We start from the raw sequence: 17,427 nt of genomic DNA, 5'->3' as shown, positions 1-17,427 counted from the left end.
GGTGTTCAGGTGTGGACAGGGGCATCAGCCCCTGTCTGCGCAACGAAGACATCAACAGCTATCCCTCAAATCGAATCTGGAGAACACTCTTCATGACAAGAAGAACCACCATATCCATCGCGATAATTCTGGCATTGTCGGTATCGGGATTGAGCCCGGCTTACGCTGAGGTCGAATACGAACCCATTCCAGAATTTCTCACAACGCCTGACGAGGTAGAATCGACGCGTCTCGGAACTCTGACGTTCAAAGACGGCTATCCGACGGGAGACACAGCCCAGAAGGTGCAGGATGAGCTCGACTACCTTCACGGGATTGAGACCTTCATGAACACGATCCAGGTCGTATCGATGCACGGCTTCTACAAAGGCTTTCTCGACATCGGCGTGCAGCACAACGAAGTGCTGCTGTTCGAAGAACTGATGGACGCGCATTCGCTCTTTCTCACGGCGAATGCCGACACACCCTATTTCCTGTCATTCATCGACCTGAACGATGGCCCCATGGTTGTCGAGACCCCGCCTAATGTGCTGGGCATCTTCGATGACATGTGGTTCCGTTGGGTCATCGATTTCGGCTTCCCCGGCCCTGACCGCGGTGAAGGCGGCCGGTATTTGCTGGTGCCCCCGGGATATGACGGCGTACTGCCCGAAGGCGGCTACTATGTGGCCCATTCCCGCACGAACCGGGTCTTCATGCTGGGGCGTGCGTTCCTTGAGGACAATGACCCAAAGCCACCGATGGACACGGTCAAAGAATACACCAAGATCTACCCCTATGTTCCGGGTGGAACGGGCACGAGCATCGGGTCATTTCTGTTGGGCGAAGCGCCAATCGCCGGTGTAACCACGGAACATCCTTCTCCTCGGTTCGTCAACGGCACTGGCGTGTCGTTCAACACCATCCCACCGAACGATTTCACCCATTACGAGTGGCTTCACGAAGTGATCCAGATGGAACCTGCCTCTTCGTTTGATGTCGAGCTTGCAGGGCAAGCAGCTGCAATTGGCATCGTGAAGGGTGAAGAGTTCAATCCGGATGAGCGGATGAGACGGATCCTTGATGAGGCAGTCGCGGTCGGCAACGCCGGGGCCCGTACCCTTGGCATGGGCGCACATCCCAGGGACCATTTCCGATACTACGATGAGGACTCGGCCTGGTGGGCAAGTCTTTGGGCAGGTGGCTATGACTTCATGAACCCGCCGGGTGTGGTCGAAGACGGAGAGATCAAGCCGTTGGAGGACAAAGGCGCGCGCAAGTATCATTCGCGGACGTCGTGGTTCTACACCGCTACTGGCGTGACACCGGCGATGATCATGCGGCTCGAAAACATCGGCTCGCAGTACCTGATTGCCAATGTCGATTCCGATGGTAACCCGTTCGACGGCGCCAAGACCTACAAGCTGGATCTACCGCCGGACATTCCCGCGGCGCGCTTCTGGTCGATGACGGTCTACGACAACCAATCACGCGGGATGCTGCAGACATCGCAGCGCTATCCGCGTGCGGGCAGTCAGACCTACCCGAGCCCGGCAGCCGTGGAAAACGAGGACGGTTCGACAACCATTTGGTTCGCGCCGGAACAGCCGGAAGGTGTGGAGCGGGGCAACTGGATCGAGACCGATCCGAAAAAGGGCTGGTTCACCTTCTTGCGCCTCTACTTCCCCGAGAAGGCGTTCTTCGACAAGTCCTGGCGGCCCGGTGAGTTCGAGCTGGTAAGCGGCGACTGATCGCCGTCAGGCGGGGGCGGCGTCCTGCGCCCCTGCTGCTCTTTTAACATGCAAGGTCAACTCTGATGTTAGTCAATCAACCATGCCGTCACTCAAAGTCGCAGCTGTTTTCTTTAAGTCCGAGCCTAAGGGGCGCATGCTGAGTTCAATGATGGATCCTATCGGTTGCCGAGTATTCACCGTGTCGAGACCGTCGATGTCTCCGTGAAATGAACCCGGCTTGGATACGATTGGGGCGTTCGATTTACTCCCGATCACAACGCAAACGGTAAGTTTATCAAAGACGTCGCGTTCACTGGCTTCAAAATTTCAAAGGGAGAGAACCAATGTCCAACCTTGTCATCATACTTTTTGAAGGCCGTCATGCCGCGGACGAGGCGCTACTTCGCGTCGCGAAAATGTCGAAGGAATGGGAGGCCGACATTAATGAGTTCATAGTGATTACGCGGAATGAAGCTGGCGACATCCGGATCAAGAACTCTGACACGCTCACCGCGACTGGTATGCTCGGCGGAGGTGCGATGGGTAGCCTGACAGGCGTAATGATTGGTGCGCTGGCAGGCAATCCGGCGGCTGGCCTGCTACTTGGGGCGGCTGCTGGAACCGGGATGGGAACACTGGCCGGAGCCCTCGATCAGGCCGATGACGAAGACCGTCTGGCGGCTATGCTCGGTTCCAAACTGAAGCCAGATACCTCTGCGCTTGCAATGATCGGCTGGACCAGCCGTCCGACAAAGCTGCTCAACGAACTCGAGGGCCTCAAGGGCGAAGTGATCGAAACATCCTTATCGGTCAGTGATGAAAAAGAGCTGCGCGCCGCATTGAGTACGCAAGCCTAGCCATAGGCTAATTGACCGTCGATCGTGCGGATCGGCCACACTGATCCGCATAAAATCTGTAACCGCTCGAACTGTCCGCCATACTTTGCTGAAGGTCCGGTGGTCGACACAAGAGGTTGGGGCTGCTGGAGAAAATCGAAATGAGTGGATTGGATATTTTTGCGTGGATCGTGCTGATTGTGTTGATCCTCACATTTCTGGTCGGGTTCATTTACCTGGCCATGTTGCCAGGCAAAATCGCCACAGAGCGCAGTCATCCACAACGGGACGCGATCAATGTCGCAGGTTGGGTCGGAGCTCTGACTTTTGGGGTTTTCTGGCCGCTCGCTTTGATATGGGCTTTCACAAGGTCGCCATTGTCAAAACAGATTGAATCGAGCGGGGGCAGACGTGCGGATTCAGGAGAGACCGCATGATTGTCTTTCTAACCCTAGCTTATGTCGCGGTTTTGTTCGTTCTCGTAAAGATGAAGGTTCTACCCAACACCAAGGCCACATGGCTTTCAACGATTGTGTGGATGGTCGTGCTGTTGATCTTTCTTTTCATTCCAATGCAGTGGGGCGCTCCTTCAGGACCGATAAAGGTCCTAACACGCGCCACCCAGATTGTTCCGAATGTTGCGGGACAGGTGATCGAAGTTGCAGCGAAACCAAACGTTCCGCTGGAAGAAGGTGAAGTACTTTTTCGCCTCGATCCGGAGCCCTTCGAGATAGCCGCTCGACAGGCGGAAGCCACCCTGGCGCGGGTTGAGGCACAGGTTCGTCAGGACCAAGATGCGCTTGCCTCAGCACAAGCCCAATTACGTCAGGCTCTTGCGCAACGGGACCTCGCAAAACTACGTTTTGAAGATGACAGCAGGTTGGCCGTCAGCGGTACGATCTCTCAAAGCCGACTCGAATCAACAGAAGCCAGCCTGGAAGCTGCGGAAGGCGCTGTAGATCAAGCTCGATCTGCCGTGTCACGTGCCGAGGTGGAAATCAGTGCCCTCACAGATGACGGTGAAGTCGCGAAACTGGCTGAGGCCAGAGCGTCCCTTAACCAGGCTGAATGGAATCTTGAACAGACGATTATCCGTGCGCCATCAGAGGGATACCTGACCAATCTCGCGATTACTGAAGGTCAGCGCGTGGTTACGTTTCCCTTTGCTCCAGCGGGAGTGTTTGTCGACACAGCCGAAAAAGTTGTGATCGCCGAAGTCCATCAGATTTATCTCCGCCACATCGAAGTGGGTCAGCCTGTCGAAGTGGCTTTCAAAACAATGCCAGGTGTGTTGATAACAGGTACCGTCGAAACCGTGCTCGACATTGCCTCGCAAGGGCAAGCGCAGGTGACCGGTACGGTGTATCAGGCAGGTCAGATCGCGAGCGAACCGTTCATTGTAAGGATAGTTCTCGACGATCCAAACATCCTAGATGAGATCCCGCCTGGTGCCGCCGGAATCGCGGCGATTTACACAGAAAGCGCGTCCGCCACACATGTTATTCGTAAGGTCATCATTCGGATGAACTCAATCTTGAACTACATCCGCCCGGACATTTAGAAGTTCAATAGTTGCGAAGCTTACTTGCTACTTGGCTTAAACAAACACTTTAAGCGGAGATTTCTAGACTGTGGTTTGGTGATCCACTTTGGACCACTGAGAGGCATTTGAATGATTTTCGTAATGTCGGCTTTGTCCGCGACCCGGTCATAGTCGTGTTTTCTGCAAGTGTCTGCTCCTGGGTCAAAGCAGCCGTTGACGCTGTGACCTGTTTGTAGGTCCAGAGCCTAGAACGATCCGTTTGCCCTATTTCGGAGACCCTGTTAGGAAGTCCGGTCTTGCCAACCCAATGCATCCTGAGCGTCAGGCAACCCGCCTGACCACCAACCCGCCTCCACGGGTGGTCGCCGGTAGATCAATCGATCTGACGGGATGCGCATCAATCGATGAAAAGGAAATCAACTATGACAGACTTGAATAAAGCGCTCGGCTGGAGCGAACCGATCACTTGGGGTCAGGACCGTCCCGCCGACGCCATACCCAACGACATCAAACCCGGTATGTGGGTGCAGTCGGACATGATCGTGCGGCCAATTATGACCCACTGGCTAACCGAGCCCGGAAACCAATATCCAGCGCCGTATGTAATTGACTTAATGTGGGAGGTGATCGACGGCGAGAGCTTCAAGCTAGAAGTGGCCGAGCCTTACGCCACTCACCGGGTCGCCTCGTACTACCGCATCTGGGCCGGTGAACTTCCCAGCGAAACCGAAAACAAGACTGAAGCACCGAGTGATGAAGAAGAGTTGCTTTCGAGATTGCTTGAGACTTACGACGAAAAGGAGAAAGCAAATGCAGCTGCCTGATAGCGAACGAGAGATCATCGACCCGCCGCAGGCTGAACAGGATGCCGTGATTGCAGCCTTTGTCGAACAGAACCCAACGGACTTGCAGCGCAGGCGCGACGAACTTGCCGCCATCCAGCAAATCCACCGAGCGGCACACGCCTACAATAAGGCCTGCTATGCGGTCGGAAGTGGCGCTGAGATCGACGATGACCCCCGAGTTGTAAGTGAACGACAGTGGCGGGTATCGCTGAAGTTAGCTGCGACTTTCATCCGGTGCGAAGGTCGGATGTCGCCTGCTCAGGTCCGACACGAGTGGGCGATTGAAATGTCGCGTGGGGATACACTCCACTATCTGCCGACCGACGTGCTGGTTCCATTCGAAGACTTGCCCGCCCAAAAGCAACTGGAAGAGCAGGCCGGTGTTCAGGCGATGCGAGTAGCAATGTCGCCCCCTTTGATTGTTGAGGATCACACCCAGTTGACGGACGCTCAACTGTTGCATCTGGTCCACAGCGCCGACGACCAGATCGCGAGTATCGAACTGGCCCGAAGAAGAGCGCTTCGATCCATTGGTCAAATGGAAGCGAACTGAGAGATCGGGGTGGGAATGGGGTGGGAACAGTCCACACACTTCCGAGACACGATCTTCTAAGTTATTGAAAAGATGGTGCTGCTGGAGAGAATTGAACTCTCGACCTCTCCCTTACCAAGGGAGTGCTCTACCTCTGAGCTACAGCAGCGCTGTGGGCGGGTGATTAGACTCAAACGAAACGCTACGCAAGGGTGTCTGGACGGTTTTTTTCGCCTCCTGTAGAGAAAGGTCATGGCAGACAACAAATCACCCAAAAAACGCGGCAATTCCGGGGACGCGCGGGAAGAGCGACTGAAAGCGGCGCTCAAGGCGAATATGGCGCGGCGCAAGGCGCAGGCCAAGGCGCGTGCGGCATCCGATGACAAGGCCGACAAGGAAGAGGGATAAGAGCAGATGGATTCGATTCTGGTGACGGGCAACGGCCCTCTCAATGGTCAGATACCGATTGCGGGGGCCAAAAACGCGTGTCTGACGCTGATGCCCGCAACCTTGCTGAGCGAAGAACCGCTTACGCTGACCAACGCACCGCGGTTGAGCGACATCAAGACCATGACCACGCTGCTGCAGTCGCTGGGGGCCGAGGTGTCCGCGCTGCAGGACGGTCAGGTGATCGCGATGTCCAGTCACACCCTGACCAGTCATGTCGCCGACTACGATATCGTGCGTAAGATGCGCGCCTCGAACCTAGTGCTTGGCCCGTTGCTGGCCCGCTTTGGCGAGGCGGTCGTGTCGCTGCCCGGCGGCTGCGCGATCGGTGCGCGGCCCATGGATCTGCACGTTGAAGGGCTAGAAGCGCTGGGCGCCGAGATCGCGCTGAAAGACGGTTACCTGCACGCCAGCGCGCCGGGCGGCCTGAAGGGCGCCGTGCACGAGATGCGCTTCGCCTCGGTCGGGGCGACTGAAAACATCGTCATGGCCGCGACGCTGGCCAAGGGCACCACGGTCCTGAAAAACGCAGCCCGAGAGCCTGAAATCGTCGATCTGGTCGAATGCCTGCGCAAGATGGGCGCGCAAATCTCGGGTGAGGGCACGTCGACCATCGAAATTCAGGGTGTCGACCGGCTGCATGGCGCGACGCATCAGGTGGTGACCGACCGGATTGAACTGGGCACCTACATGTTGGCCCCCGCGATCTGCGGTGGCGAGGTTGAGTTGCTGGGCGGCCGGATGTCTCTGGTCGAATCCTTCGCGGCCAAGCTGGATGCGGCCGGCATCAACGTGAGTGAGACCGAAAAGGGCTTGAAGGTCGCGCGCAAGAATGGCCGCGTCAGCGCCGTGGACGTTGTCACGGAACCTTTCCCGGGCTTTCCCACCGACCTGCAGGCGCAGATGATGGCGCTGATGTGCACGGCCGAAGGTACCTCTGTCCTGGAAGAGCGGATTTTCGAGAACCGTTTCATGCACGCCCCCGAACTGGTCCGCATGGGCGCGCATATCGAGGTGCATGGCGGCACGGCGACCGTCACTGGTGTTGAAAAGCTCAAAGGGGCGCCGGTCATGGCGACGGACCTGCGGGCCTCGGTGTCGCTGATCCTTGCCGGAATGGCGGCGGAAGGCGAAACAACGGTCAGCCGGGTCTATCATCTGGACCGCGGATATGAACATGTGGTGCGCAAGCTGGAAGGCGTGGGCGCAAAGATTGAACGGATCAAGGGCGAATGACAGACGCAAGTTTCGAAGACGGGCGCGAGGCGCCGCTGAATCTGGGGGCCGAGGACGGCGATGACTTGCAGGTGATCTCGACCCTTGCACAGGACGCGGTTTTCCCTGCGACCGAGATGAAATGGCAACCTTCGCAGCGCCGCTTTGGCCTGCTGCTCAACCGCTTCCGCTGGGAAGACAAGGACGCAGCCGACCGCCGGGGCCGCCCGTTTGAGCGCGTGCAATCCGTGCTGGTTTTCGACTCGGTCCTGTCTGTTGCCAGCCAGGGTGTCGACCGCAGCGAAAAGGATACGGTGATGTCACTGCTGTCGGTCGATTTTGAACCGGGCGAAGAAGGCGCGGGTCAGGTGTTGCTGACGCTGGCCGGGGACGGTGCGATTCGGCTGACGGTCGAGGCGCTGGATGCCACGCTCAAGGACGTCACGCGCCCTTACCGGGCCCCGTCCGGGCATGCCCCGCACCATCCCGAATAGATGCAGAACAAGCGCGGCATATCTCAGGCGTTTTCCGCCGCGCCTGAAGGTGTCATTCTGCGCCGCGCTACCGTTTTCGACGTGTTCGACATCAGCCGGGTTCTGATCCGGTCGATCACCCAGCTTTGCACGGCAGATCATCAGAACGACCCCCGGGCCATCGCGCAATGGACGGAAAACAAGGACCCGGCCACGATCCGGGGCTGGATCAAACCCGGTTCGCAGATCTGGCTGGCCGAGCGGGCCGGGCAGTTGGCTGCTGTCGGCGGTTTGTTTGAAACCGGAGAGATCACTCTGCTTTACATCGATCCGGATCATACCGGCTGTGGTCTTGGTTCGGCATTGTTGAACCGCATGGAACAGGAACTGATCGCTGCGGGATGTTCCGATGCCCGACTTGAGGCAACGCAAACCGCGCAAGATTTCTATCTGCGCCGCGGCTGGCAGGCCACCGGGCAGTGTTGCGACCGCATGGATCTGTCCTGCTTTGCCATGCGCAAATCGCTGCACCCAGGCGACTGAGGGTTGAGGCCCGCCCCTCCCGGCGATATGTCCCGCGTCAAACGTCCGGAGTGCCAGATCATGCCCGTTTTCCTCGATACGACCGCGCCCGACTTCGAAAGCGCCTTTCAGACACTGTTGTCCGCCAAACGCGAGGACAGTCCGGATGTGGATGCGGTGGTTGCGCAGATCATCGACGATGTGCGCACCCGGGGCGATGCGGCGGTGATCGAGCTGACCTCAAGGTTTGACCGGCTGGACCTGACACCGGAAACCATGGCCTTTTCTGCGGCTGAAATCTCAGCAGCGGTTGCACAGGTTTCGGCCGACGACCGCGCGGCGCTGGAACTGGCGGCGGATCGCATCCGTGCCTATCACGAAAAACAGCTGCCGCAGGACGAAAATTGGACTGATGAGGCCGGGGCGACGCTGGGCTGGCGCTGGACAGCGGTTTCGGCAGCAGGGCTCTATGTGCCGGGCGGGCTTGCGTCCTATCCCTCTTCCGTTCTGATGAACGCCATCCCCGCCAAGGTCGCCGGGGTTGAACGTCTGGCCATCGTGGTGCCGACACCGGACGGGCAGGTGAACCCGCTGGTCCTGCTGGCCGCACAACTATCCGGTGTGGACGAGGTGTATCGCATCGGCGGTGCACAGGCGATTGCCGCGTTGGCCTACGGGACAAAGACCATCGCGCCCGTGGACAAGATCACCGGTCCGGGCAATGCTTTTGTCGCGGCGGCCAAGCGCCGGGTCTTTGGCAAGGTCGGCATCGACATGATCGCGGGCCCGTCCGAGATTCTGGTGATCGCCGACAAGGACAATGACCCCGACTGGATCGCGCTGGACCTCCTCAGCCAGGCCGAACATGACGAAAGCGCGCAGTCGATCCTTATCACTGACGACGCCGCATTCGGGCAGGCGGTCGCGCAGGCGGTCGAAAAGCGCCTCCAGACCTTGCAGCGCCGCGCGATTGCCGGGGCCAGTTGGCGCGATTTCGGTGCCGTCATTACCGTCCGCGATCTGGAACAGGCCGCCGCGCTGTCAAATCGCATCGCACCCGAACATCTTGAGCTTTGCGTGGCCGACCCGGTGGCGCTGAGCGCCAAAACCGTTCACGCGGGTGCCATTTTCCTTGGCCAATACACGCCCGAGGCCATAGGCGATTATGTCGGCGGCCCCAACCACGTGCTGCCGACTGCGCGTTCCGCCCGGTTTTCCTCGGGTCTCAGTGTGATGGATTTCCTCAAGCGCACCACGCTCAGCCACATGACGCCCGAAGCCCTGCGCGTGATCGGACCCGCCGCCGAGCAATTGGCCACATCGGAAAGCCTTGAGGCGCACGGGCTGTCCGTCACGGCCCGCCTCAGGCGGCTGAACGGGTAAAGCTATGGCCTGCGGGCCACAGCCGACCCGACCCTGGCCGGGGACGGGTTTCGGGGCGCTCGATTGACCGCTAAACCGTTCACCGACCAGCAAGGATCAGTCTATTGGAACGTGTGGCGACCCTGTGGATCGGAGAACGGTTCAGCTTTCTGGAACATTTGTGCCTGAAATCCTTCGCCGACGTGGATCAGACGCCGATCGTCTACCATTACGGCGATCTGCGGGACATTCCGGACTATATTGAAGCCCGCGACGCGCGTGAGATATTCGACACTCCCGAGATTATCCGCGACCCTGTCACCCGGTCGGCGGCCGTGCATGCCGATCTGTTCCGACTGAAACTGCTGGAGCAGACAGATTACATCTGGGCTGACACCGACGCCTACGCCCTGCGCCCGTTTGAAACCGAAAACGGCTACCTGTTCCCCAAGGCCAACCGCAAAACCCGCCGCATCATGAATGGCGTGCTGGCCTTGCCCGGCGACAGCCCGGCCTTGCGGAACATGTGCGATTTCGCTTTCGACAGCGATCTGGTTCCGCCCTGGTGGAGCGATCAGAAAAAGACCAACTACCTGGAACTCTACGGCAAATCCACGCATTGGAGCCTGCCCATCTTCAGCTTCGGCCCGCCCATGCTGTTCCACTACATCTTCCAAACACCCGAACACGAGATGAGCGTTCCCCGTACGCTGCTCTACCCGATCCCGCTGCGCCACCGGTCGCTGTGGAATGAGCCGGACCTGTCCAAACTGGACACCCTGAACTGGCAGCATCAGATGTCGGTCCATTTCTTTGGGTCGTGGTTCCGCAGGATCTTCTCGGGGCGCCCGATCAATCCGGGATCACTGGTCGACACGCTGCTGCGCAAGCACGGAATCGACCCCTCGGACCACCCTTTGTGACAGGGCCCGCGGCATCCGAACCCACGCATTGCCCATTCAGAACTCTTACGATAAGTCTGGCCAGACCTGAACGGACCAAATGATCAATGACCCGTATTTCGCATATCGAACTGGACGACCGAAACCTGCCTCCGCCGACCCCCGAGATCGAGCAGGAGCGTAAGGTCGCGATCTATGATCTGCTTGAAGAGAACACCTTCACGCTGCCCCAGCGCGACGGTCGCACCGTGCCTGACGGCCCGTATCACCTGCAATTGTCGATCCGCGACAAACGGCTGGTCTTCGACATCGAAACCGAGACCAGCGAAAAGGCGGCCGAGTTTCACCTGTCGCTGGGTCCGTTCCGGCAAGTGGTCAAGGATTACTTCCAGATCTGCGAAAGCTATTTCGATGCCGTGAAGACCCTGCCGCCCAGCCAGATCGAAACCATCGACATGGCCCGGCGCGGTATCCACAACGAAGGCAGCCGCGTGCTGCAGGAACGGCTGGAAGGGAAGGCCGACATCGATACCGATACCGCCCGCCGCCTGTTCACGCTGATCTGCGTGTTGCATTTCGGAGGCTGACGCGTGAAGCCGTTGCCGCAGTCGGTCCTGTTTTGTTGCGACCACAACGCGGTCCGGTCTCCCATGGCCGAAGGGATCATGAAAAAGTTCTATGGCACCGGCACCTATGTTCAGTCTGCCGGCGTGCATAACGATCTGGAAATCGACGGGTTCTGCATTGCCGCCTGTCAGGAGATCGATGTCGAACTGTCGCGCCACCGCTCTCGGTCGTTCGACGAGATGGAAGAATGGGGCGATGACCTCAGTTCCTTCGATCTGGTGGTGGCGTTGTCGCCTGCCAGTCAACGCAAGGCGCTGGAACTGACCCGTGTTTTTCACCTCGATGTCGATTATTGGCCAATAATGGACCCTACCGGACTGGGCGAGACACGCGAACAAAATCTACATCACTACCGTCAGACCCGCGATCAGATCATTCAGCATCTGAAAGATCGCTGGGGCGAACCAACGGAGAGATCATGAACGCGACCGTCAAAACCTATTTCGAAGCCTTCAACGCCGGTGACGTGGACGGCATGCTGGCCTGTTTGTCCGATGATGTGGCCCATCACGTGAACGAAGGCCAGATCCGTGTCGGCAAGGAAAAATTTGCAGCCTTCTGTGCTCATATGAACCGCTGCTACCGCGAGAACCTGACCGATATCGTGGTTTTCGAGGCCGAGGGTGGCACCCGCGCCGCCGCCGAGTTCATCGTCAACGGCACCTATCTGGAAACGGATGAAGGGTTGCCGCGAGCCAACGGCCAGACCTACCGCCTGCCCGCAGGGTCCTTCTTTGACCTCAAGGACGGCAAAATCACCCGGGTTACCACCTTCTACAATCTTGCCGACTGGACCCGTCAGGTCGCAAATGCCTGAGGTGAGCGAGGTCCGCACCCTGACCGGCGCGGCACTGGAGGCCGCGCTGGATGATGTGGCGCGCCTTCGGATCCAGGTGTTCCGCGCCTGGCCCTATCTCTATGACGGTGATCTGGATTACGAACGAAAGTATCTGCAATCCTACCGCGACAGCGACCGCGCCATAATGGTCGGCGCCTTCGACGGCGACCGCCTGATCGGCGCATCGACCGGCGCACCGCTGACCGACCACGCCGACGATTTCGCGGCGGCGTTCGACGGAACCGGGCTGGATCTGGGTGACATCTTCTATTGTGCGGAATCCGTGTTGTTACCCGACTATCGCGGGCAGGGCGTTGGCCACAAGTTCTTCGACCTGCGCGAAGCCCACGCCCGCAGCCACGGGTTTTCTAAATGCGCGTTCTGCGGCGTCCAGCGTCCTGCCGACCACCCGATGCGCCCCGAAACATACCGGCCGCTCGACGCCTTCTGGCACGCGCGCGGATACGCACCGCTTCCCGGCGTCATCGCGCAGTTTTCGTGGAAGGATATCGGGGAAAAGGGCGAGACCCAGAAGCCTTTGCAATTCTGGATCAGGGATTTGTAGGCCGTTTTGGTCGCTTGCCGACAAAACAGCCATTCATCGTGTCAACGCGGTGAGTGAGCAGTTGTTCAGGCTGAGCTTACTCGTCCAAATCGCCGCTATGCCTTCGAGGAAGGCAGCCAGTGTCTCATTTGCCACGCCGCGCCAGCTCATGAGGCCGAACCCGGCATCCAGTGGGTTCTTTTCGGGATGGCCGACACCTAAGTACAGCGCGCTATGGCGGGGTCGGGTGATCTGACCGCTAATCGTTGCCTTCCTGTCTCGGCTCTAAGTGGTTGCGTAGTTCGACAATTCGAAGGAATTGCGCTGTACAGTCCGCCACCTCCGCATCTAATGTCCCAGCAACTTTGAACCGGGGACACATCGATGAAAGTCGCAACTGCCGCATACGATCTCGACTGGCTCGCCAGTTGGAGCCAGTACGAGGACAAGCTGGACCGCTGGGTCGCCGAGGCCACTGGGCAGGGCGCCGACCTGCTGGTCTTTCCCGAATACGGCGCGATGGAATTGTCGACGCTGGACGGGGCCGGGGTGGCCGGTGATCTGGAACGCTCGATCCAGGCGGTGTCCGGGCGGATGGAAGACGTACAAAACCTGCACACCCGCCTCGCGCAGACGTACAAAACATACATTCTGGGTGCATCGGCCCCGGTGATTGACGGTTCGGGCCGCCCCGTGAACCGGGCCGTTTTCTATGCGCCGGACGGTGGTGTCGCGCATCAGGACAAGCAAATCATGACCCGGTTCGAGCGTGAGATCTGGGACATTGCCCCCGGTGGTCCGCTCAGGCTTTTCGACACCGCACTTGGCAAAATCGGTATCCTCATTTGCTATGACAGCGAGTTTCCCCTGCTGGGTCGCGCCCTGAACGAAGCCGATCTTATCCTGGTGCCATCCTGCACCGAGGCGTTGTCAGGATATTGGCGCGTTCGCATCGGTGCGATGTCAAGAGCGTTGGAAAATCAATGTGTTACGGTTATGTCGTCGCTGGTTGGGCGTAACGATTGGTCCGAGGCGGTAGACATGAACACCGGCACAGGTGGCATATTCGGCCCGCCCGACAAGGGCTTTCCCCAGACCGGAGTGCTGGCCGAAGGCACCCTGAACCAACCGGGTTGGACCTATGCGGATATCGATCTGTCCGCCATTGCCGAGGTTCGCGCCGATGGCCATGTTCTGAACAGAACCCACTGGGACGAACAGCCACCCCGCGCCGAATCGGTCACAATATCCAGCCTTTAGATGATTCCGCCCTTGAAATAAGGCCGAAATAGGCTCATTTAAGCGCACATCCCTGTAGATTCTGCAGGTGCAACGTAATGATGGAGACAACATGGCCAAGGAAGATACGCTCGAATTTCCCGGTGTCGTGAAGGAACTCCTGCCTAATGCGACGTTTCGGGTCGAGCTGGAAAACGGCCATGAAATCATCGCACATACGGCAGGGAAGATGCGCAAGAACCGCATCCGTGTTCTAGCCGGCGACAAGGTTCAGGTCGAGATGACCCCTTATGATCTGACCAAGGGTCGGATCAACTACCGCTTCAAATAACGCCTGCCGCAATGGCGTTTATTCTCGGATCGGGCAGCCCAAGACGGCTGGACCTGTTGGCCCAGCTTGGCGTGCAGCCCGATGCCATCCGCGCGCCCGATATCGACGAAACGCCCCTGAAGGGCGAATTGCCGATTCCCTATTGCAGCCGCATCACTCGCGCAAAAGTGCAGGCAGTTCAATCGGATAGCGATGACGTCACCCTGTGCGCGGACACCACCGTGGCGCTGGGCCGCCGCATTCTGGGCAAACCCGAGGATGTGGGGCAGGCGGCTGAATTTCTGCACGCCCTGTCCGGTCGGCGCCATCGCGTGATCACCTCGGTCGCCGTGCGGCGCGGAGAGCGGATCCTGCAGCGTGACGTGGTTTCCCAAGTCAAGGTCAAGCGTTTGTCTGACATTGAAATCAACGCCTATCTGGCGACCGGAGACTGGAAGGGCAAAGCTGGCGCTTACGCCATTCAGGGTCCTGCCGGGGCGTTCATCCCGTGGATTTCCGGCTCTTTCACCGGTATCGTCGGCCTGCCCCTTTCCGAAACCGCCGCTCTTTTGCAAGGCATCGGCTATCCCCTGTATCGTGAGGTATCATGAAGGGTCGTACCATCGTTCTGGATCACATCGACGACCGCGAGGCTGCCGCACTGATGGTAGACGGCAAGCTGGACGATTTCCTGATTGCCGCAGACGCCCCCGTGCCGGGTACGATTTACCGCGCACGTGCCGACCGCCCGGTCAAAGGGCAGGGCGGAATGTTCCTGACCACGCCCGACGGCCCCGCGTTTCTGCGTCAGGTCAAAGGTCTGGCCCCCGGCACATCGATGCTGGTGCAGGTCACAGGGTATGCGGAACCGGGTAAGGCGCTGCCGGTTACGGACCGCGTCCTGTTCAAAAGCCGCTATGCGATCATCACGCCCGATGCGCCGGGCTTGAACATCTCGCGCTCGATCCGGGACGAGGATGAGCGCGATCGGCTTCTGGAGATCGCGCATGAAAGCATGGACGGCAGTGACTACGGCCTCATCCTGCGCTCGTGTTGCCAGGGCGAGAACGCCAACGAAATCGCCGCAGACATCAGCGCCATGCTGGCCAATGCCGACCAGGTCATGAACGACCCCGGGACCGAGCCGGAGTTGCTGCTGGAAGGCGACAGCCCACACGTTCTGGCATGGCGCGACTGGACTGATCCGGCCGAGGTTGTAACCCAGTCCGGAAGCTTCGAAACCCATGGTGTGCTTGACGCGCTGGATGTAGCGCGCGGTATTTCCGAACCACTTCCCGGTGGTGGTCATCTTTACATTCAACCGACACGCGCGTTGGTGGCGGTGGATGTGAATACCGGGGCCGACACGTCGCTTGCAGCCGGAACAAAAGCCAATTTCGCCTGTGCCAAGACACTGGCGCGCGCATTGCGCGTGCGCGGTCTGGGTGGGCAGATCACGCTGGATCTCGCCCCCATGCCCAAGAAGGATCGCAGAGGCTTCGAAGGGGCTCTGCGCGCTGCATTCAAAGCCGACGGCATCGAGACCACTCTGGCGGGCTGGACGCCTCTGGGCCACTATGAGTTGCAACGCAAACGCGGACGCATTCCCCTGTCCGAGGTGCTGAAATGAGCTGTCCGATCTGTGGTGAAGACACCGTGACCAGGTTCCGTCCCTTCTGTTCAAAGCGCTGTGCCGACATCGATCTGGCCAAGTGGCTGAACGGCTCCTATGCGGTCGCTTCCCAGCGGGAAGAGGACGAAGAGGCAGATGTCTCCGGGGAGAATTCCGAGCCGCCAAGGCCGCATTGAAAAAATCTCAAAAAGCCTCTGGACACTGCGTGGTGCAAGTCATAGAAGGCCTCCACCCAACGACGAAAGTCGTTCCCGTGCCCGGGTAGCTCAGGGGTAGAGCAGTGGATTGAAAATCCTCGTGTCGGTGGTTCGATTCCGCCCCCGGGCACCACTTTTCTTCAAGAAAAGCAATGTGTTGACGGAGTAGCCGTTTTTGCACCTCATTGGTTGATTGCCCGGGACTGCACCGGGACTGCAACAAGGTTATTCAGTGACCGGCTCTATGTCCATTGGAGTCTGGCGCTTCTTTGCCTCACAGTTTTCTTTTAACCGTTGCCTGAGTGAAGGCTACGCCTTCCTGGAACATCGCTGATTAGCATCTCGGGAACCATGGACAACATTCTTGTTGCTGCAACGAGAATCCTGCTTATGTGAACACGAGAACCACATCAGGGGCAGTTTCATGACGACCAAATTCTGGAGCTTGAAAAAGTCGAAACTCTGACTTCGGATTCGAGCCAGCCAGCCAATTTAGCTTTCCCGTATTGCCAAAAGGAAAGCTAAGATGAAAACTCCTCACTCACACAATGATCGTTTGATCGACAAGAAAACTGTTTGCTTCCTGCTGAGCAGGTCACCTGCAAGCCTCTACCGGGATATAAAACGCGGAGCCTTTCCGGCGCCCACCAAGATTTCGCCAGCAACGCACAGGCGCACGCCTTCCCTGCACTCTTCGATTTTGCCTTCTGCCAGGAGGGTATCCAAGGCTTCACGAACCTTCTTTCGCATCGTATCGGCGTTGCCGCGAATACCGTTGAATGACTCGCCAGACATTTGGCCCAGGGTCTTAGGCTTGTGCCATTTATCGCCATCCTGCTTGCAAAGCTCTAAGAGCACGCGGAACAGATCCTTGGCACGCTGAGCCGAAACCGGCTCTTTCCTGGCCTTGGCAGCTTTAGTGGGCGTATGCTCGATCAGCGAGCTACTCGCTTCAAAAGGGACGGCCCAGGGGACAGTTGTTGTCTCGCCGTGGCGATTTTTGCCAACCTCAAAGCCTCGTATCTGAAATGCCAATGAGGCAGCCTTGGCATCTTCACGCTGCTTGTGGACATTGATGAACACAGTGCCGTCCGGCTGCGATGCATCGGCTTTATGCAATGTCATGCCCGTATCGACATTCGCGGTCATTCGATCAAGATCTCGCACCGCAAGGTTTGGTTCAGCGAATTACGTGAACCGAGCACCTGGCGTGATGCACGACTCTGTTCGCAGTGGAACCTAGAAATATGTCCTCAAAACCAGGCTTGTGCGAGGCCAAGACGATGCAATCCGCGTCGCTCTCATTTGCGAAGTCGACAATAGCCCTGCCCGCATGCCCAGAGATAAGCCGAGTTTCCGCGCCTGGAATTTCAGAAGCTGTTTGATGCAGGTTTTCCAGGATTTCATGCCGCGTATTGGCAAGTACTTCGCTGGGAATCTGAGACCCTACATACGCCGGAATTGGCTCTTGGACGTGTATCACAGTGAATACAGCGTCCGCATCAGCCAATTGGCGCGCGGCTTCAAACGACGCTTGTGTGTCGTATTCTTGGTCCAGAGCAACCGGGATCAGGATGTTCTTGTACATTTGACCTCCTATCTACTTCTCTGATGATTTCAATCTGGTTTAGTCGGCAGCAGGAAATCTAA

At 58.4% G+C, this 17,427-nt stretch carries 23 protein-coding genes and 2 tRNA genes; 22 read left to right on the top strand and 3 right to left on the bottom strand.

All coding sequences use genetic code 11. From position 1 onward, the window contains the following. The first annotated feature begins 92 nt into the window (after positions 1 to 92). From ACR0MI_RS21995 to ACR0MI_RS21970, 6 genes are all read left to right on the top strand, one after another. Complete coding sequence (locus tag ACR0MI_RS21995; protein WP_170612385.1) at positions 93 to 1,730, top strand: DUF1254 domain-containing protein; 1,638 nt, start codon at positions 93 to 95, stop codon at positions 1,728 to 1,730. Between the two features lie 326 nt (positions 1,731 to 2,056). Continuing rightward, positions 2,057 to 2,569 (top strand): DUF1269 domain-containing protein, encoded by a 513-nt coding sequence (locus tag ACR0MI_RS21990; RefSeq protein WP_170422155.1) that lies wholly within the window; start codon positions 2,057 to 2,059, stop codon positions 2,567 to 2,569. A gap of 116 nt (positions 2,570 to 2,685) precedes the next feature. Next, positions 2,686 to 2,985: a DUF3302 domain-containing protein gene (locus tag ACR0MI_RS21985; RefSeq protein WP_209509495.1), complete on the top strand. Its 300-nt coding sequence runs from the start codon at positions 2,686 to 2,688 to the stop codon at positions 2,983 to 2,985. After that, positions 2,982 to 4,109, top strand: a complete 1,128-nt coding sequence (locus ACR0MI_RS21980) for an HlyD family secretion protein (protein ID WP_170422152.1) — start codon at positions 2,982 to 2,984, stop codon at positions 4,107 to 4,109. Before ACR0MI_RS21985 ends, ACR0MI_RS21980 begins: the two co-directional genes overlap by 4 nt. Positions 4,110 to 4,513: 404 nt before the next feature. Further along, entirely contained in the window at positions 4,514 to 4,915 is a 402-nt protein-coding gene (locus ACR0MI_RS21975) for a hypothetical protein (RefSeq protein WP_170567911.1), read from the top strand. Continuing rightward, on the top strand, positions 4,902 to 5,489 hold the full coding sequence (locus ACR0MI_RS21970; protein WP_170567912.1) for a hypothetical protein: 588 nt from the start codon (positions 4,902 to 4,904) through the stop codon (positions 5,487 to 5,489). The genes ACR0MI_RS21975 and ACR0MI_RS21970 overlap by 14 nt, the downstream gene beginning before the upstream one ends. A gap of 73 nt (positions 5,490 to 5,562) precedes the next feature. Here ACR0MI_RS21970 and ACR0MI_RS21965 read toward each other — a convergent pair. Then, positions 5,563 to 5,637 (bottom strand) — tRNA-Thr (locus ACR0MI_RS21965). Between the two features lie 83 nt (positions 5,638 to 5,720). On the opposite strand from ACR0MI_RS21965, the gene ACR0MI_RS21960 reads away from it, so the two are divergent. The 16 genes from ACR0MI_RS21960 to ACR0MI_RS21885 all read left to right on the top strand — a co-directional run bounded on the left by ACR0MI_RS21960 (position 5,721) and on the right by ACR0MI_RS21885 (position 15,910). After that, on the top strand, positions 5,721 to 5,876 hold the full coding sequence (locus ACR0MI_RS21960; RefSeq protein ID WP_170612387.1) for a hypothetical protein: 156 nt from the start codon (positions 5,721 to 5,723) through the stop codon (positions 5,874 to 5,876). Between the two features lie 6 nt (positions 5,877 to 5,882). Beyond that, positions 5,883 to 7,151, top strand: a complete 1,269-nt coding sequence (gene murA / locus ACR0MI_RS21955) for a UDP-N-acetylglucosamine 1-carboxyvinyltransferase (RefSeq protein WP_170612389.1) — start codon at positions 5,883 to 5,885, stop codon at positions 7,149 to 7,151. Continuing rightward, complete coding sequence (locus ACR0MI_RS21950) at positions 7,148 to 7,624, top strand: DUF2948 family protein (protein ID WP_170612391.1); 477 nt, start codon at positions 7,148 to 7,150, stop codon at positions 7,622 to 7,624. The genes murA and ACR0MI_RS21950 overlap by 4 nt, the downstream gene beginning before the upstream one ends. Beyond that, positions 7,625 to 8,146, top strand: coding sequence for a GNAT family N-acetyltransferase (locus ACR0MI_RS21945; protein WP_170612393.1), 522 nt, complete (start codon positions 7,625 to 7,627; stop codon positions 8,144 to 8,146). It abuts the gene before it with no gap. Positions 8,147 to 8,206: 60 nt separating this feature from the next. Further along, positions 8,207 to 9,508 carry a histidinol dehydrogenase gene (hisD, locus tag ACR0MI_RS21940; protein WP_170816813.1) on the top strand — a complete coding sequence of 434 codons (1,302 nt, stop codon included), beginning with the start codon at positions 8,207 to 8,209 and terminating at the stop codon, positions 9,506 to 9,508. A gap of 104 nt (positions 9,509 to 9,612) precedes the next feature. Then, complete coding sequence (locus ACR0MI_RS21935) at positions 9,613 to 10,410, top strand: hypothetical protein (RefSeq protein ID WP_170816814.1); 798 nt, start codon at positions 9,613 to 9,615, stop codon at positions 10,408 to 10,410. Between the two features lie 86 nt (positions 10,411 to 10,496). Next, positions 10,497 to 10,976 (top strand): UPF0262 family protein, encoded by a 480-nt coding sequence (locus ACR0MI_RS21930; RefSeq protein WP_170612399.1) that lies wholly within the window; start codon positions 10,497 to 10,499, stop codon positions 10,974 to 10,976. Positions 10,977 to 10,979: 3 nt separating this feature from the next. Beyond that, positions 10,980 to 11,438, top strand: a complete 459-nt coding sequence (locus tag ACR0MI_RS21925) for an arsenate-mycothiol transferase ArsC (protein ID WP_170816815.1) — start codon at positions 10,980 to 10,982, stop codon at positions 11,436 to 11,438. Further along, on the top strand, positions 11,435 to 11,833 hold the full coding sequence (locus ACR0MI_RS21920; protein WP_170612402.1) for a ketosteroid isomerase-related protein: 399 nt from the start codon (positions 11,435 to 11,437) through the stop codon (positions 11,831 to 11,833). Before ACR0MI_RS21925 ends, ACR0MI_RS21920 begins: the two co-directional genes overlap by 4 nt. Further along, positions 11,826 to 12,419: a GNAT family N-acetyltransferase gene (locus ACR0MI_RS21915; protein WP_170612404.1), complete on the top strand. Its 594-nt coding sequence runs from the start codon at positions 11,826 to 11,828 to the stop codon at positions 12,417 to 12,419. Before ACR0MI_RS21920 ends, ACR0MI_RS21915 begins: the two co-directional genes overlap by 8 nt. 363 nt (positions 12,420 to 12,782) lie before the next feature. Continuing rightward, the gene (locus tag ACR0MI_RS21910; RefSeq protein WP_170612406.1) at positions 12,783 to 13,658 is read left to right on the top strand and encodes a carbon-nitrogen hydrolase family protein; all 876 of its coding nucleotides are present in this window, start codon (positions 12,783 to 12,785) and stop codon (positions 13,656 to 13,658) included. A gap of 91 nt (positions 13,659 to 13,749) precedes the next feature. Beyond that, positions 13,750 to 13,968, top strand: a complete 219-nt coding sequence (gene infA / locus ACR0MI_RS21905) for a translation initiation factor IF-1 (protein WP_005978431.1) — start codon at positions 13,750 to 13,752, stop codon at positions 13,966 to 13,968. An 11-nt stretch (positions 13,969 to 13,979) separates the two neighbouring features. After that, positions 13,980 to 14,558 carry a Maf family protein gene (locus ACR0MI_RS21900; protein ID WP_170619885.1) on the top strand — a complete coding sequence of 193 codons (579 nt, stop codon included), beginning with the start codon at positions 13,980 to 13,982 and terminating at the stop codon, positions 14,556 to 14,558. Then, the gene (locus ACR0MI_RS21895) at positions 14,555 to 15,577 is read left to right on the top strand and encodes a ribonuclease E/G (protein ID WP_170612410.1); all 1,023 of its coding nucleotides are present in this window, start codon (positions 14,555 to 14,557) and stop codon (positions 15,575 to 15,577) included. The genes ACR0MI_RS21900 and ACR0MI_RS21895 overlap by 4 nt, the downstream gene beginning before the upstream one ends. Next, positions 15,574 to 15,756 (top strand): DNA gyrase inhibitor YacG, encoded by a 183-nt coding sequence (locus ACR0MI_RS21890; protein ID WP_170612412.1) that lies wholly within the window; start codon positions 15,574 to 15,576, stop codon positions 15,754 to 15,756. The genes ACR0MI_RS21895 and ACR0MI_RS21890 overlap by 4 nt, the downstream gene beginning before the upstream one ends. Positions 15,757 to 15,835: 79 nt before the next feature. After that, positions 15,836 to 15,910: transfer RNA gene (locus ACR0MI_RS21885), tRNA-Phe, on the top strand. Between the two features lie 476 nt (positions 15,911 to 16,386). Here the strand turns inward: ACR0MI_RS21885 and ACR0MI_RS21880 are convergent. Together ACR0MI_RS21880 and ACR0MI_RS21875 are read right to left on the bottom strand one after the other, a co-directional pair. After that, on the bottom strand, positions 16,387 to 16,926 hold the full coding sequence (locus ACR0MI_RS21880) for a hypothetical protein (RefSeq protein WP_480855589.1): 540 nt from the start codon (positions 16,924 to 16,926) through the stop codon (positions 16,387 to 16,389). A 31-nt stretch (positions 16,927 to 16,957) separates the two neighbouring features. Next, positions 16,958 to 17,365, bottom strand: a complete 408-nt coding sequence (locus tag ACR0MI_RS21875) for a universal stress protein (protein WP_170617637.1) — start codon at positions 17,363 to 17,365, stop codon at positions 16,958 to 16,960. Positions 17,366 to 17,427 lie beyond the last annotated feature (62 nt).

The sequence above is a fragment of the Ruegeria sp. D4 genome, from assembly GCF_056534475.1.
This window is presented reverse-complemented; position numbering and strand designations above follow the sequence as displayed.